Source organism: Sorangium sp. So ce836 (assembly GCF_028553905.1).
GTDB lineage: Bacteria > Myxococcota_A > Polyangia > Polyangiales > Polyangiaceae > Sorangium > Sorangium cellulosum_D.
Map to the genome: position 1 here is coordinate 2,311,371 of NZ_CP102233.1, position 23,557 is coordinate 2,334,927.

Genomic DNA, 23,557 nt, shown 5'->3' on the forward strand with positions numbered 1-23,557 from the left:
CTTCATCGCCCAGTTTCACGGCCGGGCAGGAGAAAGTAGGATCTACCAATGCGTGCTCGCGCAGAGTGGGTGCCAGTGCATCTCTGGCGACCCGCCCATGGCACCGCCGGGCCTCGTCGCCTGCCGGACCCAGAGCGCACACAGCCCTGCCACGTCGCGCGCGGCGCCAGAGGTCGAGACCGTCGCCGCCGGCACCATCCCGGGGACGTTCGCCATCACGAGCACCGGGGAGGCCGTGTACACCATGGAGCTGGCCGTCCCACCGTCGCGCGCGGACATGGGGCCTCGGATCGAGCTCGTCTATCGCAGCGACGGCGCCGACGGCGTGCTCGGCGCTGGCTTCTCGATCGCCGGGCTGTCCGCGATCACGCGATGTCCGAAGAGCCTCGCGCAAGACGGGGAGATCCGCGGCGTGAGGTACGACGGCGACGACGCGCTCTGCCTCGACGGCCAGCGCCTCGTCCGCGTGGGAGAGGGGCCGGGAACCATCGAGTACCGGACGTTCCCGGATACCTTCGTCAAGGTGGTCGGGCACTACGGTCCGGAAGGCGGCGCGCCCGCCGAGGCGCTCTTCTTCGAGGCAACCCTGCCCAACGGCCGCGTCGTCGAGTACGGGCGCACCGAGGGCAGCAAGCCCCTCGCGCGCGGCGGCGTCCCGCGCGCGTGGCTCGCGAGCAAGGCCCGCGACGGCCGCGGCAACGCCATGACGTACGCGTACTGCCTCGCCGAGGCGGAGGACGGCCATGCTGCCGAGTACGCGGTCGACGAGATCCGCTACACGGCTTTCGAGGGAACGCCGTCGCTCGAGCCTTCCCGGGCGGTACGCTTCGTGTATAGGACCAAGGATCCGGCCGCCATTCGGACCGGCTACTCGGGCGGCATGGCGCTCCAGCGCTCGCTTCGCCTCGACGAGATCCAGATGCTCGGTCCCGGCGACGCGCTGGTCCGGAGCTACGGGTTCCGGTATGAGCTCAGCCCGACGACGAGCCGCACGCTCCTGACCGAGGTCGAGGAGTGTGCGAGCGACCGGGGCTGCAAGCCTCCCACACGCTTTCAGTACAGCCAGGGGAAGCCCGGATTCGAGCGGGTAACGACGGACATCGACAAGCCGGTCTCCGAGAGGGCGAGCCCGATGGTGTTCGACCTCGACGCCGACGGGCGCGACGACCTCGTGATCCCGGACATGGTCGCGGGGCTCAGTACCCCGAGGAATCCGATCACCGCGTGGCGGGTGGCGCGAAACGTCGGGCCGCGCGCCTCGCCGTCCTTTCTCGCACCGGCGGAGCTCGCCTTCCTCGAAGAGTGGCCCACGGTCGCCGATCCGATGGGGCCCTCCGATCCGGCCCTTCTTCTGCCCGAGCTCGGGACGGTCCTGGACTACGACGACGACGGGCGGGCGGACGTGCTGCTCCATGACGTTTACGGCACGGAGATCACGTGGCATGTGCTCCTGTCCCGACCGGATTGGACCTTCGCGCTCCACGACACGGGGATCCGCAGGCCGTTCCCGCTCGGGGTCACGCCCGCGCCGCCGAGCTTGAGCAGCCCCGGCGCGTCGATGCACCTCGCCGATCTGGACGGCGACGGCATGCCGGATCTGATCCAGTGCGAGGACCACGCCCGCGAGGCACAGACACCGCTCCCGCTCGCTGCCGTGTGGGCCGTTCACCCCTGGCGACCAGCGCGCGGCGCGACGCCCGCGGGCTTCGATCCCACGGGCGAATCGATCGAGCTGCTCATGGGCTATCCCTGCGATACGGAGCTCCACACGCTCGACATCGACGCCGACAGCAGGATCGATCTCGTCGTGCCGTCGCTGCGGCGGTTCGGTGACGGGACGGTCCTCCTCGGATCGAGCTACGACGCGATCATGCGCCGGGGCGAGGGGCGCTGGGAGGCGATCGACACCGAGCTGCCCGTCGCGTGGCCCGGGGGCCGCGTCGTCTTTCTCGACGCCAACGGCGACGGCTTGCCCGATGCCGTCGAATCCGGCCCGGGTGACCACCAGCTCTATACCTACTTCAACACGGGCCCGACCTTCGTGGCCTCGCCGTTCCGGACCGTGGACGCGTTCAGCTTCGGGGATCTGTTCGGTTTTCCCGATCAGGACGCGTTCTTCCGGTTCGCCGTGCCGCTCGACATCAACGGCGATGGGCGGCAGGATCTCCTCACGCCGGTGCCACCAGGCATGCTGCTGGGAGGCTCCGACGCGCTCCCGTCGTGGGCCGTCCTGCTCGCGACGGGCGACCGCTCGGGGCCGCCCTTCAGGCTGGCCGACCCGGGGCTGCCGTTCGAGGCCAGCCTCGGCGACGCGGTCACCCTGGCCGATCCACGGGGGCCGCGTACCGGCGACGTCGACGGGGACGGCGCGCAGGACCTGATCCTGTCGCTCGGCGGCGTGTTTATTGTCTTCCGGAACCTCTCGGCCGATCAGGATCTCCTGGTCGCGGTCTCCGACGGGATGAACGCGCACGACCCGACCGACCCGGGCTTCGTGCCCAACGTGAGCATCTCGTACGGGCATCTGACCGACGCGTCGGTGGCGACGGGCGACGGAGTGGAGGATCCAGCGCGGGAGAGCCCGCTGTACCTCGCGCGTTCCGGCGCTGCGGACGACTGCGGCTACCCGCGGCGCTGCGTGGTGGGGCCTCGTCGGGTGGTGAGCGCGTACGCCGTCAACAACGGGGCGGACCGACCGCGGCGCTTCGAGGTCAGCTACCGCGACGGGCGCTACCACCGGCTGGGCCGCGGATTTCTTGGGTTCGGGGAGCGGATCGTCACCGACCTGGATACGGGCGCCGCGACGCTTGAAGCGTACGATCACGTCACCTTCGACGAAGAGCTCCAGGTCTTTCCTTTCGCGGGGAGCGTCCAGCGGATATGGCGCTGGGCTCCGGGGCTTGCGAGCCAGCCCAGGCCGGAGCAGATCGAGCTCTCGTTCGTCGACGTGAAGCGGACGCTCGTACCGACGAACGACGGCGCGACGTATTTCACGCTACCCACCGAGCGCCGCGTGAGGCGAGCGCAAGGGATCTATCCACCCCCGAGCGGCGCAACGCCCTCCATCGAGGCGTACGTGCGGGAGGTCGAGGCCGGAGGCGGCAGCGCGACGCTGCTGCGCGACTCGGTGTCGACGGTGACGGACTTCGACACGTTCGGCAATGTGCGCGCCGAGGAGGTTTCGACGAGCGGCGTCGACCTCACGTTCAAGGTCACGCGGACGTTCAAGAACGACACCGAGCGCTGGGTCCTCGGCCAGCTCCAGACGCAGAAGGAGTGTAGCGCGGCGGCGGGGATGTCGCGGTGCCGGAACCTCACGCGAACGAATACGATCTACGGCGAGGTGGAGAGCGAGGCCACCGAGAGCGACGACGGCCTCCCGGACACGAAGCTGACGATCGCCTACGCGCGCGACGACTTCGGGAACATCACCGGCGTCACGGCGGAGGACGCCTTCGGGCACCATCGGACCTCCAGCACGGACTTCGACGGGGAGGGCATGTTCCCCGAGAAGTACGTGAACGCGGCCGGGCACACCACGCTCGTGGAGTTCGACGGCGCGCTCGGCGTGCTCCTCGAGCGCGTCGATCCGAATCAGCTCGTGACGACGTGGGCGTACGACGGCTTCGGGCGCCTCGGCGTCGAGACGCGCCCGGATGGCACGACGACGACGGCCACGCTCTCCCGCACCAAGGACGGCGGCCCGGCGCAGGACGCGTGGCGGGTGAGGCAGCGAAGCACCACGACGGGCGGGGCCGACGATACGGTCGAGTTCGATGGCCTCGGCCGCCCGATCCGGTGGTGGTGGTACGGGCCCGAGCCGGAGCCGGCGCAGGGCTCGGGCGACGCGAAGCGCATCCTGCAAGAGATCGGCTACGACGCGCTCGGAGAGCACATCGCGCGGCGCTCGGTGCCGGTCCGCGAAGATAGCCCGGAGCGCGAGAGGCTGTACGATCGCTATGAGTACGACGCGGTAGGCCGCGAGGTGCGGCATACGACGCCGTGGAACGCGGTCACGACGACCGAGTACGACGGCTGGCGCGTGCGCGTCGTCGACCCGCTCGATCACGTGACGGTGACCGAGCAGGATCCGCTGGGGCGAATCGAGTCGATCACCGACGCCGCCGACGGGATCACCCGCTACAGTTACGGCCCGTTCAGCATGCTGCACACGGTCACGGATCCAGGCGGGGCGGTGACGCGTACGACGCGCGACGCGTTCGGCCGCGTCCGGCAGCTCGATGACCCCGATCGGGGCACCACGGTCTCGATCCATGACGGCTTCGGCGAGCTGATCTCGTCGGCCGATGCGCTCGGGCGAGAAAGCTCGTGGATCTACGACGTGCTCGGGCGACCGCGCACGCGCGTGGACCGGGACGGTGACGGTGCCGAGCGCCTGACGACCACGTGGACCTGGGACACCGCGGCGCATGGTGTCGGCAAGCTCCACGCGCTCGCAAGCCCCGACGGGGAGAAGACGTACGCGTACACCGATCGCGGCCATCTCGACACGCTCTCGCTCCGCATCGACGGCGAGCGCGCTCCCCTGGAGGCCAGGCTCGGCTACGACGAGCTCGGTCGCATCGAGGCGGTCACGTATCCGTCGCCGGCCGCCGCGGCGCCGTTCGCCGTGACCTACGACCACGACGCGCATGGCCATGTGATCGCGGTGCGCGACCGCGGAACGGGTGGTCCTCCCCCGGTTCCGCGGACAGTCTCACTATGCCGCGCGCGCGGTCACGTAGGTCTTCAATTCGAACTCGATCGGGCTCATGTAGGCGAGCCGTGAGTGCCGTCGTTTCAGGTTGTAGAAGTTCTCGATGTAGTCTCCGATCGATGCGATGGCGGCCGCTCGCGTCGGGTAGCGCTCGTGCTCGACCAGCTCCGCCTTCAGCGTCGCGAAGAAGCTCTCGGCCACGGCGTTGTCCCAGCAGTCGCCGGCGCGGCTCATGCTCGGGATGAGCCCGTGGGTCCCGAGCACGAGCCGGTAGTCGTCGCTGGCGTAGGGGCTGCCACGATCCGAGTGGTGCACCAGCCCAGGCGCCGGCCGCCGCGTTCCCAAGGCGAACGCGAGCGCGGTGAGCGCCAGGGCGCGATCGTTGAACGCGCTCGCGGCCCAGCCGACCACGCGGCGCGAGAACAGGTCCAGGATCACGGCCAAGTACAGCCAGCCCTCGCCGGTGGGAATGTACGTCACGTCCGTCACCCAGACCTGGTTGGGCGCTCGAGCATCGAATTGCCGCTCGATCACATTCGGGGCGATCGGGCCGTTGTGCCGCGAGTTGGTGGTGCGGCGGAAGCGCCGCTTCCTCCGAGCCGCGAGTCGTTGAGCTCGCATCAGCCGCTCGACCCGTTTCTTGCCGACACGCATGCCGCGAGCACGAAGTTCCGCGTGGATGCGCGGACTGCCGTAGCGGCCACGGCTCTTGTGGTGCACGGCCCTGATCTGTGCGCTCAGTTGAGCGTCGGACTTGGCCCGCGCGGACTCCGAGCGCTTGGCCCACCCGTAGTAGCCGCTGCGCGAGACGAGCAGCACCGCGCACAGTACCAGCACCGGGTAGTGCGCCTTCTCCGCGTCGATGAACTCGAACCTCACTCGTTTTCCTTCGCGAAGAAGGCCGCCGCTTTTTTTAAGATCTCGCGCTCCATCTCCAGCCGCTTCACGTCGCGGCGCAGCCGCTGCAGTTCCTCACGCTCCGGCGTCGTCAGCGCCCCCGGCGGGCCGTGGCCCGCGTCGGTGTCCGCGCGCTTGATCCAGTCGCGCAGCGCCGTCTCGGTCAGGTCGAGGTCCTTCGCCACCTGGCCGATGCTCCGGTCGCTCGCCTTCGCCAGCCGTACCGCCTCCGCCTTGAACTCGGGCGTGAACGCCCTCCTCTTTCTCCGTCCCATCCCTGCCTCCTGGTGCCGTCGGGGGTGTCGACGGAAGCGGGGGAGGACCAGGGGGCAGCCGCACGACGGGCCGAGGCACTCAGTGGCTATGCGAGAGTGCCGGGAAAACAGCTGGACGAGTACCCACCAGCCATGTTCAGGGAAGGTGGATCGGGGGCGAGTGTTCGCCCTGTGTCGCCAGCAGACAACATGGGCGCAGGGGCCTGCATCGGGAACCAGTGCCGAGGGATTCCCGATGGCACACGGATCAGGATCATCGTGGAGTAGGACATGTCGCAGTTCAGCCTGGAAGTTGCGTATTCACAAATTTTCGTTTTTCAATCGTGTCTAAAAGACCCGTTCAATGACTGGACCGACGCGCACGTTGCACAGGGATTCTCATGGCGGCCGGGTAGCGTGTCTTTTCGTACTCTCGATGTAGAGGGGATGGCCTCGGTCATTGTAGAGAAGGGAACGGCGCTTGATGTTTCGCCCTCAGCGACGAGGGCAATCCAGGTACCATTTCACGTTCCGGTCGGGGTTGATGTCGAAGTGGGCACTCTTACTGGAACAGTCGTGATCGAACTGGATCCGGGGGATTACACGGTGCTCTTCGAGCACGGCCGATGCCTTGGTTCAGGGATGTGGTGCAAGTTCCGTTTCGTGCCGGGGACCACCGCCCCCCGGGTCGTTCGCAGGGATGAAGAGCTTTCTCCAGGCGAGGAGCTTCTGATGGACGCGCAACCAGCGGTGCCGTAACACGCGAGCTACTCAGGGGGTACCGACAAGCAGCGCGTGAAGCACATGGTGACGCAGAGCGGCGCGGGTGAGGTGCAGGACCTCGAACGATGAGCTCGACGATCTCCTCAATCTCTCGCGCCGCTCCGATGCGCTCCGGCCCGAGAACACGACGGAACGCTCCCGGTATGACCCGGTCCACCGGCTGACCTGCGCCTGCTTCAGCGACGTCGAGAGCGCGTCGGCGCCCTGCGCGCTCCGCTACCGGCGCCGAGACTCGGCCGCTGGGCGTGAACGCCCTTCAACGCCGGCGCCCCGGCGACACGCACCTTCCCGCGGCGCCCCAGCGAGCGCTTTAGGCGGCCCTTGACTCCGGGCCCGCCTTGCGACCTCCTGGTCTCTCATGACCGATCCGAGCGAGCGCCACCCGGTGCGCGTGATCCCCGTCGACGACGACCGCCTGGCGGTGGAGCGCCGCGATCACGGCTCGTGCATCCGGCTCGTCGATCGCCCCTGCGCGGAGCCGCTGCGGATCGAGCTGCGGCCCGACGGGCCGGCGCCGCTCCCCGGCAGCGGCCTCTCGATCACCGTGGCCGGCGCCGGCGATCTGCAGCTCGCGGCCGAGCGCGTGGCCATCCACGCCCGCGAGGGCATCGAGCTGCGCAGCGGCGGCGCCACGGCGCTGCGCAGCGAGGGCGATCGGGTCAGCGAGGCGCGCGCGCAGCGGCTCGGCGCCCGGCGCGGCGACGTGCGGGTCGAGGCCAACGACCGCGTGAAGCGGCTCGGGGAGCGTATCCGGCTCACCTGCTGAAACGGCCGCCCAGGCGAGGCCGCCGCGTCCCGATACGGCGCGGGGGCCTGGCCGGCGCGCCTGCCACCCTCGGAGGAGCATCGGCGTGAGCGACATCAACAACCGCATCGCGGGAGGCTTGAAGCGGCGGCCCTGGATCGGCGTCGCGCTCGGGGTGATCGCCGGCGTCGCGCTCGGCGTGCTCTCGGTCCGGGCGTGGCAGCGGGTGGCGGCGTTCGGCGACGCGCCGGTGCGGCTCAGCGCGGCGGAGGCGCTGCGCCGCGCGCGGACCGAGGCTGTGTGGGTGGAGCTGACCGACGCGCAGTTCTCGTGCGAAGGGAGCGTGGATCTCGCGGGCACGCGGTACGGTCGTCTGCTCGCGCCCTCGCTCGGCGAGGTCGTGGCCCTGGTGAGCGCGGACGGGCCGCTGTGTCCGCCGCCCGACCAGCCCCTCACGGGCGCCTTCGACGCGCCGACGGGCCGACAGCGCTCGTTGCTGGTGGACCGGGGGCTGCCCGAGGCGGCCGACGAGGACGCGCTCGTGCTGTCGCTCGGCGACGGTCCGCGCAAGGCGCGCGTCGATGCCTGGACCTTGCTCGGCCTCGCCGCGATGTGCTTCGCGATCGGGTTCTTGGGCTTCGTCATCCGCCGCGCCGACGCGCAGGCCGCGCGGCGCGCCGCGGGCGCCCTGCCGCTCGCGGAGCTCCGGCGGCGCCTCGACCGGGACGCGCTGCGCCTCCGGCCGCGCTATCTCCTGATCGCCCTCGCGAGCGTGGCCCTCCTGGCGCCGCTCAACGGCGCGGTGATGGCGATCGCCGGCGTGGGCGCGGTCCAGATCGCGCGCGACGTGCTGGCGCAGCCGGGCCGCTGGGCCGCCGCCGAGCCGGTCGCCGTCGACGGCCTCGTCTCCGTGGCGCCTCACGGCCACACCGCCTGGACCGACGACTATCTCACCGATGTGGTCGTGAGCTTCCGCGTCGACGGCGAGGAGCAGGAGGTGAGCTACCTGGTCGCCTGGGCGCCGAGGGTGTCGCCGGACATCGAGGTACGGAGGAGCGGAGGCGAGCTCATGACGAGCGCGGAGCCCGCCCTGAGGACACCGCGGCTGCTGATCGCGGCAGGGAGCGCGGGGTTCGCCGCCGTCCTGCTGGTGCTGGGCCTCAAGCTGGTGGGCGAGACCTGGTCGAAGCTCCGCGCGCTTCGCCGCGCTGCGAGCTCCCCCGAGGTCGTGTTGCTCCCGTTGCGCGACCTCCGGGAGAAGCGTCACAACGGCATCGTCGTTGGATGGGAATGCGAGTTCCTCAACGCGCAGGGGGAGGTACGCCGCGAGGAGTTCGGTTACCGCGATCCTCCCGCGCTCGACGACGCCGGGGCGCACGCGCTCGCCGTCCGCCCGCGCGGCGCGCCGGGCGCCGAGCCGATCGTGGTGGCCACGGACGGCTATCCGTTCCGCATCGATCCCTGAAGCAGGGGTGAGGTCGACCCGAGCGTGCTGCCTCGATCCCGTCCGGCGCTCCTGGGCGGCGGGGCCGGGGCGATCGTGCGCTCTCCTGGCCGCGCCAGGGACAGGGGAGCGCCGGCCCGGGTGTCCCTGGCGCGTTCCCCCGCGTCCCTGCGAGCGGCTCGGTGTCCCTGGCCCGCTCGCCCCTGTCCCTGACGCCGGCGTCCCTGTCCCTGGCGGCAGCTCCCTCGGTCGTGTCCGGCGCGGGCCCTTGTCCCAACCGGCGCGGTCGCTGTCCCGGCCGGCGCGGTCGCTGTCCCAGCCGGACGATTCCCTGTCCCTGGCGAGGGCGCCGGGGGGCTCGGGTGCTAGAACCCGGCGCGTGACTCCCCGGCCGCTCGATCGCCTCCGCGAGCTCTTCGCCAAGGTCGACGCGTTCTTCGCGAAGGCGAGCGCGCGCCATGGCGGGCGGATGGCGTGCGCGACGGGGTGCAGCGACTGCTGCCGGCGGCGGTTCTCGGTGACGTCGATCGAGGCCGACGCCCTCCGCGAGGCGCTCGCGGCGCTCCCCGAGGCCGATCGCGCGGCGCTCGCCGGCCGCGCGCGAGCGGGCGATCCCGGCGTGTGCCCGGCGCTCGACGGGGAGGGGAGGTGCGCGCTCTACGCGGCGCGGCCGCTCATCTGCCGCTCGCACGGCCTGCCCATCCGTTTCGCGCCGTCCGGCGGGCGAGCGCTGCCGGTCATCGACGCCTGCCCGAAGAACTTCGTCGGAGAGGACCTCGACGCCATCGAGGCGTCGTCGGTGCTGGACCAGACGACGCTCTCGACGGTGCTGGCCGCCCTCGACATGGCCCACGCCGACGCGGCCGGGCGGCCGCGCGGGCAGCGCGCCGCGATCGCCGCGGTGCTCTCGGGCGAGGGCTGACGCGCGCGCTTTGAGCCGCGCTGTCGCCCTCGGCGAGCATTGTCGCGGTGGACGTTGCGCGGCGCAGCTTTTCGACGTGAATGGCTCGGCTGCGCGCGGCATCGAAGCGTCGCGTACCGGATTGCAATCGCGGTGCCTGGCGGGGAACATCGGGCATCGCCTGGCTTGAGGAGATCGCGATGGGTCAAAGCCGAGCCCGCTGGGAGCACGATCGAGCCGTCCAACCGGCTTGCGCTGAAAGCCCTGTCGATGCGCAGGAGCACGAGGGTGGCGCTCGTCCGGCGCCGGCGCGGGCTTCCGCGCGGCGCGCTGCGCCGGGCAGCGCGACGCTCGTCCTGCTGGTCGCGCTCGGGGCGAGCCTCGGCTGCGCTGCGGGTGACGACGGCTCGGAGGCGCACGCCGCGCCGCCAGGGGCGTTTTCGGGACAGGCGGTGGCGAGGCTTGATGGCGCCTTTGGCGGGCAGCTTGTCCCCACGCGGCTCGGCGTCGACGGTGCGTCGGCCGCGCTCGCGTTCGAGGCTGGGCCGGGAGCGCCGCGGCTCAGCCATCTGAGCTGGGCGGCGGCAGGGTCGATGACCCGGCCGCGCTTCAATCACAGGGCCGTTCGCCTCCTGGACGGGCGGGTCCTCCTCATCGACGGAGACGGCGGGGTGGGCTCCACGGAGTTCTACGACCCGGCGACGGACACCTTCGCCCCTGCGGGCGCGATGACGGACGACCGATCCGCCTTCGGGGTCACGCTGCTCGCGGATGGCAGGGTGCTCGTCACCAGCGGTTATAGCTGGACCTCGCGCCGCATCGCCGCACCCGTCGATACGGCGGAGGTGTTCGATCCGGCGTCGAACACCTGGACGGCCGTCGCGTCCCTGCCCCATTGGAGGGCGGGACATGATGCTCCGCTGCTTGCTGACGGGCGGGTCGTCATCCCCGGCGCGGACGGCGTTCAATTCTATGATCCCATCGCCGATACCTGGACGGTCGGGGCCGCGCCGGTGATCGAGGGGTGCTGTGATACGGCGACGCTGCTGCCGAGCGGGAAGATCCTGGTCACGGCGACGAATCTCTATGACACGAATCAAGCGGCGATCTACGACCCGACAGACGATACCTGGAGCCCCGCGGCGGAGATGGGCGAGGGGAACGACTACGAGGCGACGTTGCTTCCCGATGGCAGGGTCCTCGCGGTTGCGGTTTACGGGATGGCCGACCGCAACGTGGAAGTCTATGATCCCGCCGCCGACAGGTGGAGCTTCGTCCCTGGGCTGCCCAATACGCTGCGGGCGCCTCGGGACGCGGAGGGCCGCGTAAACCTCCCCCTGCAGGAACGGGCGGTGACGGTCCTGCAGGACGGACGCGTGCTCGTCTCCGGAGGCATGGAGGAATTCTACGAAAACTGCGCCCCCTGGGGAGATTGCTACTACAACAGGGAATACTCGAACGCGACGTATCTCTACGACCCATCGACGGACCGCTGGACGGCAGGACCGTCCTTGTCGGTGGAGCGCTCGGGCCATTCGGCGACGGCGCTCCTCGACGGCAGCGTGCTCATCGCGGGCGGCACCGTTCCGCCGGCGCCCTACATGTACGGAGAGATCTCCGCGAGCGCCGAGCGCCTCTTCGTGGGCGGAGCTCCCTGCGGCTCCTCTGCGGAGTGTGCGACCGGCTTCTGCGTCGACGGCGTCTGCTGCACCTCGGCGTGCGATGCAGGCCCGTGCGATGCGTGCTCCATCGCCGCCGGCGCGGCCATCGAGGGAGAGTGTACGCTGCTCACGGGTCCAGCGTGCGACGATGCCAATGCCTGCACGGAAGCCGACAGCTGCGATGACGGCATCTGTAGCGGCGTACCGAGCGACGCTGGCGCCTGCGCGACGGGCGCAGGCGGCGCGGGCGGAGCAGGTGACGGGGGCGCGGGCGGAGCGGGCGGGAGCGAGTCGACCGCTGCGTCGACGAGCGCGGGCGCGGGCGGAGCAGGTGACGGGGGCGCGGGCGGAGCGGGCGGGGGCGAGTCGACCGCTGCGTCGACGAGCGCGGGCGCGGGCGGAGCGGGATCTGGTGGAGAGGGCGGAGGCGAGCCGACCGCTGCGTCGACGAGCGCGGGCACGGGCGGAGCGGGAGTTGGTGGAGAGGGCGGAGGCGAGTCGACCGCTGCGTCGACGAGCGCGGGCACGGGCGGAGCGGGCGGAGGCGAGTCGACCGCTGCGTCGACGAGCGCGGGCACGGGCGGAGCGGGCGGAGGCGAGTCGACCGCTGCGTCGACGAGCGCGGGCGCTGGCACCGGCAGCGACACGCCCGTGACCGCCGGGAGCGGCTGCAACTTCGGCGAAACGAGGTCGATCTCTGCCCCCCACATCGGCCTCGTCGCACTCTTCTCCCTGGCGCGTCTGACGAGGCGACGGCGCCTCGCGTCGAGCCCATCGCCGGAGCCATCCGGCGCCCGGCGTGCTCCGCTGGCAAGAACGCACGGCCGGCAGGCCGGCTGACCGGGAGTGCGCTGCGGAGGAACGAGGCGATGAAACAAGGAGCTACGACGAACCGAGGCGCGCCGTCCTCACGGGCGCTCCAGCGCGGCAGCATCCGGCTGAGCCGTGGGGCAGGCGCGGTCCTGGGGCTGGCCGCGCTGTCGCTCCTCGGCTGCACGTCGAGCGTGTCGGGCGGCCCCGAGGACGACGGCGCCGGGGGCGCGCCCGAAGCGGCGAGCGCCGGCACCGGGTCGACGAGCGCCGCCGCCGGGTCGACGAGCGCCGCCGCCGGGTCGACGAGCGCCGGCACCGGCGCTGGAACGGATCGGACGCCCTGTGAAGAGCGCCTGTCCCAGGAAGACTGCGAAGCTCAGACATCGGACGATGACGTCCATGTCTGCTCCTGGGAGCTCGTGTCCGTGAGCCCCGACGGCGCGTCCTGCGACGCGCTGACCGAGGAGCACCGCTGCCTGGCGATACCGCGCGGCGGCCCCGGCGGATGCCCCGGAAGCGTGGAGTGCGGGCAGGAGGACGGCCTGCCCCTCCTGTACCGCCAGGTCGGCGGGAGCGTCGAGCTCCATCGCTTCGATGGCGTCTGTGGCCTCAGCCCCGTGGGCTGGAGATATTGCATCTGGGGCTCCGACGGGACGCTCACGGAGGGCCCCTCCTCCTGCGCGTGCGCGTGTCGTGAGGGGGAGTGACCGCTCACGCCTCCTTCAGGAACGTCATGTGAGGTAGCTTGGCGCTCGGGTCCTCCCGATGGATCTCGGCGTGGACTCTGCTGATGAGCTGCTTGCAGTGGCTCAGGTCGTCGACCCGGAGGAGGAACAGGATGTCGCCGGGATCGTCGTCGTTCGTCCAGATGTGCTCCAGGTGCATCCCCTGTTCGGCGTGGCTGGCCGCGTCGGCCGCCAGCTGCTGCTTGACGTCCTCGAGCGTGGCGCCGGTGAGCCTTGCCAGTACGTGAGCCATGTTCAGACCTCCTCAAGGTGGTGAGCCAAAGACGCGCCGCGCGGGGGCCGCGCGGCCAGGCGCGGGGCTTCGATCGGGATCCTTCGTGGGTGTAGCCGAACCGGTAGTCCGGCGGGGGCGCTTTTTCTAGAATCGCACCCTGATGAGGCTGCACGCGCCGACGCGAGCTGCCCTCCAGAAGAGCTCCGGTCGCTTCACCGAGCCTCCGCGCGCCGACGCGGCCGCCTCGCAGCGCGCCGCGCTCCGGAGCGCTTGGTCGGCCGACCGGCGAGGTGATACCAGGAGGTCAAGGACGTGAGAGAGCGACCACACCCCAACGACCCGGCGCGCACGGCGCTGCTCGTCATCGACATGCAGAACGACGTTCTCGCGGAGGGGGGCGCGTTCTCGAAGCGGCACTGCGATCCGCATCAGCTCGCCCAGAGCGTGGCCTGGCTGGTGCGCGCCGCGCGCGCGCAGGGGCGCGCCGTGGTGTGGGTGACCTCGGCCTACGGCGAGATCGACGCGGCCCCGGACGCGCTCCGCGGGCAGACGCACACCGGCAGCGCGTGCTGCGCCTGCGGCACGTGGGGCGCCGAGCTGTTCCCGGCGCTCGCCCCGGTGCGCGCCGAGCGCCCGGCCGGGGCCGCGGAGTGGCACGTCGAGAAGCGCTGGTATTCGGCCTTCCGCGACACCGATCTCATCCGGCAGGAGGGCGACGCGGAGGGCGAGGACCGGGCGTCGCGGATCTCGCTCACCTTCCGGCATATCGGCACGTTTCACGATCCGGCGACCGGCGCTGTCTAGGGCGTCGGCGCGCCCGCCGCGGATCGCGCCGAGGCCGAGGCGCGCGCCCGGGCCCGGTCCGCGCTCCCCGGGCCGGAGCGGGAGGCCGCGGAGCGCGCCGAGGCAGAGCGGATGCTCCAGCTCTTCCGCGCCGAGAACATCGACGCCGCCTTCGACGCCGCCGCGTACCGCGCGGGCTTCGAGGCGCTCAATTTTCGCACGCTGCAGGAGCCGGAGGCGACCGATGAGCGCGCAGCGGGCGGTGTATTTCGTGAACGGCTCGATCTCGAGCTGGCGCGTGCTCCTCGCCGTGCGCGAGAAGGGCCTCGCCTTCGAGCCCCGCCGGCTGCGCGTGATGCGCGAGCCCCGCGAGACGCGCGCCGCGGAGTTCCTGGCCCTCAATCCGCGCGGCCAGGCCCCGGTGCTCGTCGAGCCCGACGGCACCGTCATGAACGAGTCGCTGGCGATCCTCACGTACCTGGAGATGCGGTATCCCGACCCGCCGCTCCTCCCGCCGCCCGCCGAGCCCGGCGCGCTCGCCCGCGCGCTCGCCCGGGCGCAGGAGTCCGAGGCCACCGCGTGCGTCTACGACCCGCTGGAGAGCCTCTTCGAGGCCGGCCCGGACGCCCTGTCGCCGGACCGGCGAGCGGCCATCGTGGGCGCGCTGGCGGGCGAGGAGCGCGAGCTCGCGCTGTGGGAGGCGCGAGCCCAGAGGACACGGTTCATCGCGTCGGACGCCTTCACGCTCGCCGACTGCGCGTTCTACCCCGTGCTCGCCCACATGCAGCGGCGCGGGCTGTCGCTCGCCGGCCATCCCGCGCTCGACGCCTACGAGCGCCGGGTGCGGGGCCGCCCCTCGGCGGTCGCCTCGTACCCGGAGGGCTGGTCCCACGACCTGGCGCGCCCCGATCTGTTCGCAAAGGCGCGGGCGCTCGCCGCTCCGGGGATCTCCGGGAGCTGACGCGCGCACGGCTCGCCCGTGCCCCGAGCGCGGGGCGGGCGCTCAGGGCGCGGGCGCGGCGCTGACGATGTACTCGACCGCGAGGCCGAGGTTGCAGCCGCTCGGGTCCGCCCGTTCCGGGAGGTCGATGTCGGTGCACGCGAAGACCCTGGGCTCGTGCGCCTCACAGGCTGGTCCGCCGCCGGCGCCACCTGGGTCACCGCCGCCGGCGCCGGTGCCGCCGGAGCCGCTTCCGCCGGAGCCGCCGGTGCCACCGGTGCCACCGGTGCCGCGGGTGCCGCCGGTGCCACCTGTGCCACTGCCGCCGGAGCCGCCGCCGTCCGTGATCTCGAGTTGCACGCGACCAGGGTGACGAGGAACGTCACGAGGGAGACAAGGAGAGGCAAGCTGGTTCGATGGCGCGGTTCGTCGTCGGCAGCACATGAGCAGCACATGATGCGCCAGCCGGCACTGTGCCGAGGCGCTGGTCCTTTCCTTGCCATGCGCAATCGATGACGGCCCGGTCACGCGCGCCGGGCTGGGTGGCTGGTACGCTGTGTGTATTCGCCGGTTCGAGGAAGTGTCCTGAGGCGATGGCCGTAGACCACGGCAGGTGAGGTGAACATGGTCGTGTCGATGCAGACCGCGGCGGCGGCTGCCGGCGCCGTGATGGTGGCGCTGGCGCTCTTGGGTTGCGGGTCCGATGGGGGGGATCCGCCGGGCGGAACGGGCGGGGACGCGGGCGCCGGAGGCGCGCAAGGGGAGGGCGGGAGCGCGGACGGGGGCGGCGGCGCCGGCGCGCAGGGCGGAGGCGGGCGATGGGAGTGCGAGATCCTCGACCTCCAGCCCGGCGAGGTCGGCCCTGGCGGCGCTGTGGCGCTGTTTCGCACGGACGATGCCGTGGAATCCATCGAAGGGAGCGCTCTCTCGGGAGGGTACGTGTACTTCAGCGCGGACTACCAGCTCCTGCGCGTGCCGGTCGCCGGCGGCGCCGCGGAGACGCTCGGGGACCTGCCCAGCGGACGGCACGCCATCGTCGGCGACACCCTCGTCTGGACCGAAGAGCTGAGCTCGCAACGCAATGTGCGCCTGCTCGCCGCGCCGGTGACGAGCCTGAGCGCCTCGACCGTGCTCGCGGAGGACATCCTCCCTCCTGCCATGCTCGCGCTCGACGCCACGAACGCCTACTACGATCAGGGCGACCCGCAGGCGATCTGGAAGGTCGCTCTGGCCGGCGGCAGCGCCCCCGAGGTGCTGGTGCCGAGCGGCCACCCGCTCGGCATGATCAGCCACGACGGCGCGCTGTACTGGCTCGACTTCCAGACGGAGCAGCTCGAGCGGGTGCCGCGCGAAGGCGGCACCCGTGAGCCGCTCGCGGAGGTGTTCTTCGGCGGGCCGATGGCGGCGGCCGGCGAGAGCGTCTTCTGGACCGACACAAGCCTCCACACCGTCAACCGGTGGCGCGACGGCGCAGCCGCCATCGACGTCCTCCACGACATCGAGAGGGTCCCGAACGCGGACCCCGCGCCCTCCGCCATCGCCGTGAGCGGTGATACGGTCTACTGGCTTCAAGGCTTTGGCTGCGTCGAGCTGTGGCAGGTGAAGACGGACGGCACGGGCGCTCGAAGGACAGCGTCCGGCTTCTTCCTCGCCGATGGGCTCGCGGTCGACGAGGGCCACGTCGTCGTCGTAGGGCGCGAAGCGGTTTACCGCGTCGACCGCTGACCCCGCCTCCATCTCCAGGTCTCCGCCTCGCGCCGGCCCGGCGTCGAGGTGCATCCGTCTTGACACTGCGCTCCATCGGGGGCCGCCCGCGTCGTTCCTGCGGCGAGCGGGGGGCGGCACGGCCGGCCGCTCGCCCTGGAGGTGTGCGGCGCTACAGCGCCATCGGAATCGTTTCGCGGGATGGCTGCGGGCGGCCTCCGGCTCAGCTACCTTTGGTCAGCGGCAGAGGCGCCGGCGCCGACCCTAGCCACCGACCCGTCACCATGTTATTGCTAGCCGACAAATTTCACTACGCGTGCAATTGACGCGCGTCGGCGGTTCACCTGACGTGAGGAGAGTCGGAGCCACAACTACCCCAGCGTGCTTGGAAGGCCCAACCTGGACGTGGCGAACCTGACTCCACCCTGGCCCCGAGGCCAGAGCCCTTGGGCTCACCTCGCGGCCCCCGTCGCCGAGAGCGCCCTCTGAACGTAGGCACACGCAAACCACGAGCTGGAGATCCGGTTATGACCGTTGTGATTGGAGACAAAGAGTACTTCCCTGGCGTCGGCAAGATCCCCTACGAGGGGCCCGAGTCCGACAACCCCCTTGCCTTCAAGTGGTACGACGCCAATCGCGTCGTCGCCGGCAAGGCGATGAAGGATCACTTCAAGTTTGCGGTGTGTTACTGGCACACGTTCTGTGGTCGTGGGCACGACCCGTTCGGTCCGGGGACGATCAACTTCCCCTGGGACGAGGGCAAGGACGCGCTGAGCCGCGCTCGCATGAAGATGGACGCGAGCTTCGAGTTCATCACCAAGCTCGGCGTGACGCACTACTGCTTTCATGACATCGACCTCGTGGAGGAGGGCGACAGCCGCGCCGAGACGTCGCGGCGCCTCCAGAGCGTCGTCGAGTACGCCAAGCAGAAGCAAGCGCAGTCGGGGATCAAGCTCTTGTGGGGCACGGCGAACCTGTTCTCCAACCCGCGTTACATGAACGGCGCCTCCACGAACCCGGATTTCGCCGTGGTGGCCTACGCCGGCGCCCAGCTCAAGGACGCCCTCGACGCCACCATCGCGCTGAACGGCGAGAACTACGTGTTCTGGGGCGGCCGCGAAGGTTACATGAGCCTGCTGAACACGGACATGAGGCGCGAGAAGGAGCACTTCGCCCGCTTCCTGACCATGGCGCGCGACTACGCGCGCTCGCGCGGCTTCAAGGGCACCTTCTTCATCGAGCCGAAGCCCATGGAGCCCTCCAAGCACCAGTACGACTTCGACGCCGAGACCGTGATCGGGTTCCTGCGCCAGCACGGCCTCGACAAGGACTTCAAGCTCAACCTGGAGACGAACCACGCGACGCTCGCCGGCCACACCATGGAGCACGAGATGCAGGTGGCCGCGGACGCCGGCATGCTCGGCAGCATCGACGCGAACCGCGGCGACTACCAGAACGCGTGGGACACCGACCAGTTCCCCTACAACATCAACGAGACCGTGGAGATGATGCTCATCCTGCTCCGCAGCGGTGGGTTCCAGGGCGGCGGCGTGAACTTCGACGCCAAGCGCCGCCGCAACTCGACGGATCTGATCGACACCTTCCACGGCCACATCGGCGGCATGGACGTGTTCGCCCGCGCGCTCATCATCGCCGACGACCTGATCCGCAAGTCGCCGCTCGAGTCGATGCGCAAGACCCGTTACGCGTCGTTCGACAACGGCAAGGGCGCGGAGTTCGAGCAGGGGAAGCTCACGCTGGAGCAGCTGGCCGAGATCGGCAACGCCGGCGGCGAGGTCAAGCTCACGAGCGGTCAGCAAGAGCTGTACGAGAACATCGTCAATCGCTACATCCGCTGAGCCGAGCGATCGAGGGGACGACGGCCGCGCGGCGCCGCCGCGAGCTCACCGGCCCAGCGCGGCCATCTTCTCGTTCACCCAGTCGTCCCCCACGAGCGGGTGAACGCCGGCCCCGTCCCGCTCCAGGTCGATCCCCACCGAGAGCAGGCCGCTCTTCACGAGGAACGCGCCGAGCGGCTCCTGCCCGTCCGACTTGGTGAGCCGCCCGCGGATGGCGAGGTTGCCGCCCTGCGCCTCCAGCAGCCTGAAATCGACGTCGCTCTCCTTGCGCCTCACCGTCGCCGAGGCCTTGAGCCCCTCCATGGTGAGCAGCCCCGCGGCCCACCCGGGGATGGCGTCCTCGGCGTCGAGCAGCGCCACCGCGGGCCGCGCGTCCTTGCACTCGAGCCGGATCGCCGCCTCCATCAGGCCACGCCCCACCTTCGCGTCGTCGACGTCGATGCGCGCCCACCAGCCGGGCAACGCCTCGCCCTCGTGCTCGATCGCGAGGTCCTCGATCTCGATGCGGCTCTTCCCGAGCCTGGCCGTCGGGCCGAGGAGGTTCGCCGCGTCGAGCGAGAGGCGCGCCTTGACGTCGCCCTTCACCCGCGTTTCCTTCCACGCGAGCGCCCCTTGCTTGAGCAGGAGGCTCAGCGCCCCCGTCCCCCGGCCCAGCGGGTCGACCTCGAGGCTGCTCCGCACGAACGCGGCGCCGCCCGTGAACCGCGGCGCGTCCGGCCCGGCGTCGTCCGGGTTGAGCCAGCGCAGGTCCGGGATCGCCGCGGCGACGACCTCCACCTTCGACGAGAACCCCGGCGGGAGCCGCATGAGGTGGAGCTCCGGCGCGTCGAAGGCGGCGCTCGCCCGCTCCACCACGATGGGCGGCAGCCCCTTGCCAGGGCGCTCGAGCGTCGCCCGGGGCACCGCCACCGCGAGGCGCGCCTGCCCGCGCTCGTCGACGCGGAGATCCACGTCCGCGGCGACGGCCGCCCGGAGCGACCCGGCGGAGGCCGCGAGGTGGCTCGTGCCGTATGAGAGGGAGCTGCCCGGCTCGACGTTGCCCCGGTTCACGACGAGGTTCGCCCGGAGCCCTCCGCTCCCGTCCTCGATCCGCGGCCCTCCGTCCTCGCCGGTGAAGAAGTAGATGAAATCGAGCCCGGGCAGCTGGGCGTCGAGGCGCACGCGCGCCCAGGTGGTGTCGAAGATGTCGAGCCCCTCGATGTCCCGCGGATCGAACGTGTTCATCGTGACGTCGAGGTCGGCGTCGACCCGCGCGACGACGCGGTCGGCCAGGTGGACCTCGCCCGAACGGAGCTCCAGCGCGACCGGCCCGACGCGGACCGAGCGGAGCGGCTTGTAGTAGAACCCCCCGCGCACGCGGCCGCCGCCGGCGTACCGGACCTGCTGGATCCAGACCTCCTTGAGCGTCGTGTCCACGCGCTCCAGGTGCACGGTCCAAAGATTGTAGCCCTCGTCCGAGCTCTCGAGATCGTGCTTCGGCGGCAGCTCCGGCTTGAGCGGAGGGTTCGTGAACTCCGGGATGGGGGGGAGCGCCTTGATGTGCGGCGCCTCGAGATCGCGCTCGCTCGTCGGATCCACGAGCAGCCGCATGCGGAACGTGAAGCCCTCGGCGCGGATGTCCTCCGCATGGAACTTCTTCCGGAAAAGATCGGTCAGGTGGATGTCCGCCTCCACCTCGTCGAGCAGCACCGCCCACTCCAGCAGGCTGTCGGACCCGCTGAGCCGTAATTCCTTCACGTGCACGACGCCCGGCCAGAGGCTCCAGGCCGAGCCGTAGAACAGCGTGGCGTCGGTCGGGTTGTAGCTGACGAGCCTCGCCACGAGCTTCGTGCTCAGCATGACGTTGCCGATGACGACGTAGCCGACCCAGAGCGCGATCGGCAGGATCGATATCACCTTCAGCGCCTTGCTCATGCGCGGCCCGAGCCACCCTCCGAGCCCACGCGAAGACGTCACGGCCAAAGCTCCCGGCATGAACGGGCGGAACGCACGCGCCGTGCCGCCGAGCTGGCCCGCTGCGCGGCCGGCGGGCGCTGGGCTCGCCGTAGCGATCTGCCCCGTGTGTGGCGGAGGTCGCCACGCGCGGCGCGCGAAAGTGCGCGATCTTGCCCGAATTTCCCGAGAAATGCTCTGTTCGAGGCCGTCGCCCCCCGCCGGACCCGGCGGGCACCCTGATTGCTAACCCCGATTGCCGACGCCGACCCTGGCGACCGCTGCGCTGCCGAGCCTGTCGCACGTCAGCCCCGCTGGAGCCGAGCTCCAGCCAACCCCGAGGTCATCATGAAGCACACGGTCCATCACGACCTGAACGATGAAGAAGCCAAGAACGCCGTCCTGAGGGCGATGGAGCGGTATCGCGAGCGGTACGCGGAGTACGCGCCCTCCATGCTCTGGAGCGACGAGCGGCGCGCGGATCTCGGCCTGTGCTTCAAGGGGTTCCAGGTCGCGGGGCGGCTCGAGCTCGGGCCCAGGACCGTCGATCTCGACATCGACGTGCCGCTGCCGCTGCGCATGTTCAAGCGGATGGCGATCGCCGCGATCGACGCGGAGGTGCGGCGGTACATCGACGAGGCGCACCGCGAGCGGTCGCGGCGCGCTCACGGCGCGGCCCTGGGGGAAGCCGTCTGAGCTAGCCCCGCCATGCCGAGCGCCAGCACCACGATCCCCCGATCCGGGCGCCGCCCGCGGAGCACGCCGGGCCGCGCGCGGCGCTCCGCCCCGAGCGGCGCCGTCGTCCGGCGGCGCCGCGTCAGCCTGTCGATCGAGACCGTCGAGACGGTCGAGCTCGCGCGCGCGGCGGGCGAGCTCGCGGCGGCCGCGCCGCTCACCCCGTCGCCGGTCGAGTCCGCGAAATCGGCCGGGCTCCGGTACGTGAACGACGGCGAGCCGGGCATCTCCCGCCGGAAGGCGGGCAAGGGCTTCACGTTCCTCGACCCCGAGGGTCGCCCCATCAAGGACGAGGCGACCCTCCAGCGGATCCGGCGCCTCGCGATCCCGCCCGCGTGGACCGGGGTGTGGATCTGCCAGAGCGAGCGCGGGCACATCCAGGCCACCGGCCGGGACGCGCGCGGCCGGAAGCAGTACCGGTATCACCCGCGCTGGCGCGAGGTCCGCGACGAGACGAAGTACGACCGCATGCTCGCGTTCGGCTCGGCGCTCCCGGCGATCCGCGCGGCGGTGGAGCGCGATCTCGCGCTGCCGGGGCTCCCGCGCGAGAAGGTGCTGGCGACCGTGGTGCGCCTGCTCGACGAGACGTCGATCCGCATCGGGAACGACGAGTATGCGCGCGACAACAACTCGTACGGTCTGACCACGCTCCACGACGAGCACGTCGAGATCAAGGGCGATCTCATACGCTTCCACTTCCGGGGCAAGAGCGGCAAGGAGCACGAGCTGACGGTGCGGGACCGGCGGCTCGCGCGCATCGTGAAGCGCTGCCAGGACGTGCCCGGCCACGAGCTGTTCCAGTACATCGACGGCGATGGCCAGCGGCAGCGCGTCCACTCGGACGACGTGAACGAGTACCTGCGCTCCCTCGCGGGGCAGGAGTTCACGGCGAAGGACTTCCGCACCTGGACCGGCACGGTGCTGTGCGCGTCGTTCTTCTGCGAGATGGAGGTCGCCACCTCGGCCCGCCAGATGAAGAAGTGCGTGGCGCAGGTGATCGACATGGTGTCCGCCCGCCTCGGCAACACGCGCGCGGTCTGCCAGCGTTGTTATGTCCACCCCGCCGTGATCCGCGCCTACACCGAGGGCGCCTTGCAGACCTTGATCGAGGCGGAAGAGGCGGTCATGGACGAGGCGATCGCGGCGCTCCGGCCCGAGGAGGCCACGATGCTCCGGATCGTCCGCGGGTTCAGCGAGCGCGACGCGGTGCCGCTCGCCACCCAGCTGCGCGAGAGCGTGCGCGCGGTCAAGGCGCGGCGGACGGGCGAGAGCGCAACGCGTCCGAAGAGCGTGAAGCGCCCGAAGAGCGCGGCGCGACCGGACCGCGCAACGCGTCCGAAGAGCGTGACGCACCCGAAGAGCGTGAAGCGCTCGAGCGGGCAGCGGCGCGCCGCGGCCTGACCCGTCCCTGGTGCAACGCTAGCTCCCGCGCTCTCTGCGCCCGGCGCCGCGCCGCCGCGGGCAGCCGACGAGAGCGCCGTGTCCCTCCGTCACAGCGTGGCCATCTCGCCGTGGCATTGTGCCCCGGGCGCGGGGCATTCTGCCGTCGCTTTGTGAGCAGCTACGCAGACATCCGCGATGGACGCGCCCGGTACGTTTCGTGTTCTGCGAAGGAGAAGCGAACGACGAGGACCCTCAGCCAAGGAGATATACATGGCGAGCCAGAGGTTGATCACCGAGATGGTGCGGACACGTGTGGAGGCCGAGGACGCCATCCGGCGGATCCTCGACCACGGGCACTCGCGCAGGGACATCTGCGTCATCGTGAGCGAGGCCGCCCGCCGCCAGCACTTCTCGCGTTCGCGCGTGCAGGGCGCGGCCGTGCACGGTAATGCGCTCAGCTCGATCCTCGCCGCGGCGGGCGCGGGGCTCGTGGTGCCGGGGCTGCGGCTCGCGGTGGCCGGCCCCATCGCGGTGAAGCTCGACGACGCGAGCTCGGCCGGCGCGACCGCCAGCCTGAGCAGCGTGCTCGTCGACGCCGGCGTCCCGGAGCAGCGCGCGCCGGAGGTCGAGCGGCGCCTCAAGGAGGGGGCGATGCTCATCGGGGTGCTCGCGCGCGACGACGCGGACGCGGCGGCCGTGCAGGCGATCCTGGGCGGCGTCGGCGCCGGGGAGTCGTGCGGCACCAGCAAGGGCGCGCGCGTCTTCGCGACCCTCTGACGCCGCGCTCGTCCGCGCCGGCCGCCTCGGTACAACCCCCGACCGAGCGCCGCCAGGGCGCCAAGGACGCCAGGAGAGCCCAGGGTGCACCTCTCGCTTCTCTCTTGGCGTCCCTGGCGCCTTGGCGGCTCGATCTCTCTCCTCGTCATCTCCGCCGCCTGAACGCCTCGCCGCTGCGATGAGCTCGCTATCGCACGAGCGGGAATCAGTACGGGTGGAACGGGGTTTGAATAGAATCCAGAGAGCTCAACCGAGGCCGCCCCGGTCTG

Annotated in this window: 18 protein-coding genes; 14 read left to right on the forward strand and 4 right to left on the reverse strand. The window is 71.1% G+C overall.

Annotated elements, in window-relative coordinates:
• Window positions 1–97: 97 nt before the first annotated feature.
• Window positions 98–4,789, forward strand: a complete 4,692-nt coding sequence (locus NQZ70_RS08440) for a SpvB/TcaC N-terminal domain-containing protein (RefSeq protein WP_237245631.1) — start codon at window positions 98–100, stop codon at window positions 4,787–4,789.
• On the opposite strand, the gene NQZ70_RS08445 is transcribed toward NQZ70_RS08440, so the two are convergent.
• Window positions 4,721–5,889 (reverse strand): IS3 family transposase gene (locus tag NQZ70_RS08445; protein WP_129572590.1). Its coding sequence is split into 2 segments (ribosomal slippage): window positions 4,721–5,637 and window positions 5,637–5,889, totalling 1,170 coding nucleotides; the frame shifts between segments, so codons are not numbered across the junction. The genes NQZ70_RS08440 and NQZ70_RS08445 overlap by 69 nt on opposite strands.
• A 270-nt stretch (window positions 5,890–6,159) precedes the next feature.
• Between NQZ70_RS08445 and comJ the strand changes: the two genes are divergently transcribed.
• From comJ to NQZ70_RS08475, 6 genes are all read left to right on the forward strand, one after another.
• A complete protein-coding gene (gene comJ / locus NQZ70_RS08450; RefSeq protein ID WP_129573759.1) occupies window positions 6,160–6,627 on the forward strand; it encodes a competence protein ComJ in 468 nt (155 codons plus the stop codon).
• A 382-nt stretch (window positions 6,628–7,009) separates the two neighbouring features.
• Window positions 7,010–7,417, forward strand: a complete 408-nt coding sequence (locus tag NQZ70_RS08455) for a hypothetical protein (protein ID WP_129573760.1) — start codon at window positions 7,010–7,012, stop codon at window positions 7,415–7,417.
• An 85-nt stretch (window positions 7,418–7,502) separates the two neighbouring features.
• Window positions 7,503–8,861 (forward strand): hypothetical protein, encoded by a 1,359-nt coding sequence (locus tag NQZ70_RS08460; RefSeq protein WP_129573761.1) that lies wholly within the window; start codon window positions 7,503–7,505, stop codon window positions 8,859–8,861.
• Window positions 8,862–9,219: 358 nt separating this feature from the next.
• Entirely contained in the window at window positions 9,220–9,762 is a 543-nt protein-coding gene (locus NQZ70_RS08465) for a YkgJ family cysteine cluster protein (RefSeq protein WP_129573762.1), read from the forward strand.
• 431 nt (window positions 9,763–10,193) lie between these two features.
• Entirely contained in the window at window positions 10,194–12,242 is a 2,049-nt protein-coding gene (locus NQZ70_RS08470; protein WP_165373849.1) for a kelch motif-containing protein, read from the forward strand.
• A 29-nt stretch (window positions 12,243–12,271) separates the two neighbouring features.
• Window positions 12,272–12,922, forward strand: a complete 651-nt coding sequence (locus NQZ70_RS08475; protein WP_165373850.1) for a hypothetical protein — start codon at window positions 12,272–12,274, stop codon at window positions 12,920–12,922.
• A gap of 4 nt (window positions 12,923–12,926) precedes the next feature.
• On the opposite strand, the gene NQZ70_RS08480 is transcribed toward NQZ70_RS08475, so the two are convergent.
• Window positions 12,927–13,193, reverse strand: coding sequence for a hypothetical protein (locus NQZ70_RS08480; protein ID WP_129573766.1), 267 nt, complete (start codon window positions 13,191–13,193; stop codon window positions 12,927–12,929).
• Window positions 13,194–13,487: 294 nt separating this feature from the next.
• Between NQZ70_RS08480 and NQZ70_RS08485 the strand changes: the two genes are divergently transcribed.
• Both NQZ70_RS08485 and NQZ70_RS08490 read left to right on the forward strand, forming a co-directional pair.
• Window positions 13,488–13,979 (forward strand): cysteine hydrolase family protein, encoded by a 492-nt coding sequence (locus NQZ70_RS08485; protein ID WP_237245150.1) that lies wholly within the window; start codon window positions 13,488–13,490, stop codon window positions 13,977–13,979.
• A 223-nt stretch (window positions 13,980–14,202) separates the two neighbouring features.
• The gene (locus tag NQZ70_RS08490) at window positions 14,203–14,919 is read left to right on the forward strand and encodes a glutathione S-transferase family protein (RefSeq protein WP_129573767.1); all 717 of its coding nucleotides are present in this window, start codon (window positions 14,203–14,205) and stop codon (window positions 14,917–14,919) included.
• A 42-nt stretch (window positions 14,920–14,961) separates the two neighbouring features.
• Here the strand turns inward: NQZ70_RS08490 and NQZ70_RS08495 are convergent, their stop codons facing one another.
• Entirely contained in the window at window positions 14,962–15,258 is a 297-nt protein-coding gene (locus NQZ70_RS08495; RefSeq protein WP_165373851.1) for a hypothetical protein, read from the reverse strand.
• Between the two features lie 270 nt (window positions 15,259–15,528).
• On the opposite strand from NQZ70_RS08495, the gene NQZ70_RS08500 reads away from it, so the two are divergent.
• Together NQZ70_RS08500 and xylA are read left to right on the forward strand one after the other, a co-directional pair.
• Window positions 15,529–16,623: a hypothetical protein gene (locus NQZ70_RS08500; RefSeq protein ID WP_207217781.1), complete on the forward strand. Its 1,095-nt coding sequence runs from the start codon at window positions 15,529–15,531 to the stop codon at window positions 16,621–16,623.
• 506 nt (window positions 16,624–17,129) lie between these two features.
• Window positions 17,130–18,461, forward strand: coding sequence for a xylose isomerase (xylA, locus tag NQZ70_RS08505; RefSeq protein ID WP_129573771.1), 1,332 nt, complete (start codon window positions 17,130–17,132; stop codon window positions 18,459–18,461).
• A gap of 45 nt (window positions 18,462–18,506) precedes the next feature.
• On the opposite strand, the gene NQZ70_RS08510 is transcribed toward xylA, so the two are convergent.
• Window positions 18,507–20,375: a hypothetical protein gene (locus NQZ70_RS08510; RefSeq protein WP_129581226.1), complete on the reverse strand. Its 1,869-nt coding sequence runs from the start codon at window positions 20,373–20,375 to the stop codon at window positions 18,507–18,509.
• Window positions 20,376–20,741: 366 nt separating this feature from the next.
• Between NQZ70_RS08510 and NQZ70_RS08515 the strand changes: the two genes are divergently transcribed.
• The 3 genes from NQZ70_RS08515 (at window position 20,742) to NQZ70_RS08525 (ending at window position 23,288) form a co-directional block, all read left to right on the forward strand.
• On the forward strand, window positions 20,742–21,089 hold the full coding sequence (locus NQZ70_RS08515) for a polyhydroxyalkanoic acid system family protein (RefSeq protein WP_129573772.1): 348 nt from the start codon (window positions 20,742–20,744) through the stop codon (window positions 21,087–21,089).
• A 12-nt stretch (window positions 21,090–21,101) separates the two neighbouring features.
• Window positions 21,102–22,529, forward strand: a complete 1,428-nt coding sequence (locus tag NQZ70_RS08520) for a DNA topoisomerase IB (RefSeq protein WP_129573773.1) — start codon at window positions 21,102–21,104, stop codon at window positions 22,527–22,529.
• Between the two features lie 252 nt (window positions 22,530–22,781).
• Window positions 22,782–23,288 carry a hypothetical protein gene (locus tag NQZ70_RS08525; RefSeq protein ID WP_129573774.1) on the forward strand — a complete coding sequence of 169 codons (507 nt, stop codon included), beginning with the start codon at window positions 22,782–22,784 and terminating at the stop codon, window positions 23,286–23,288.
• Window positions 23,289–23,557 lie beyond the last annotated feature (269 nt).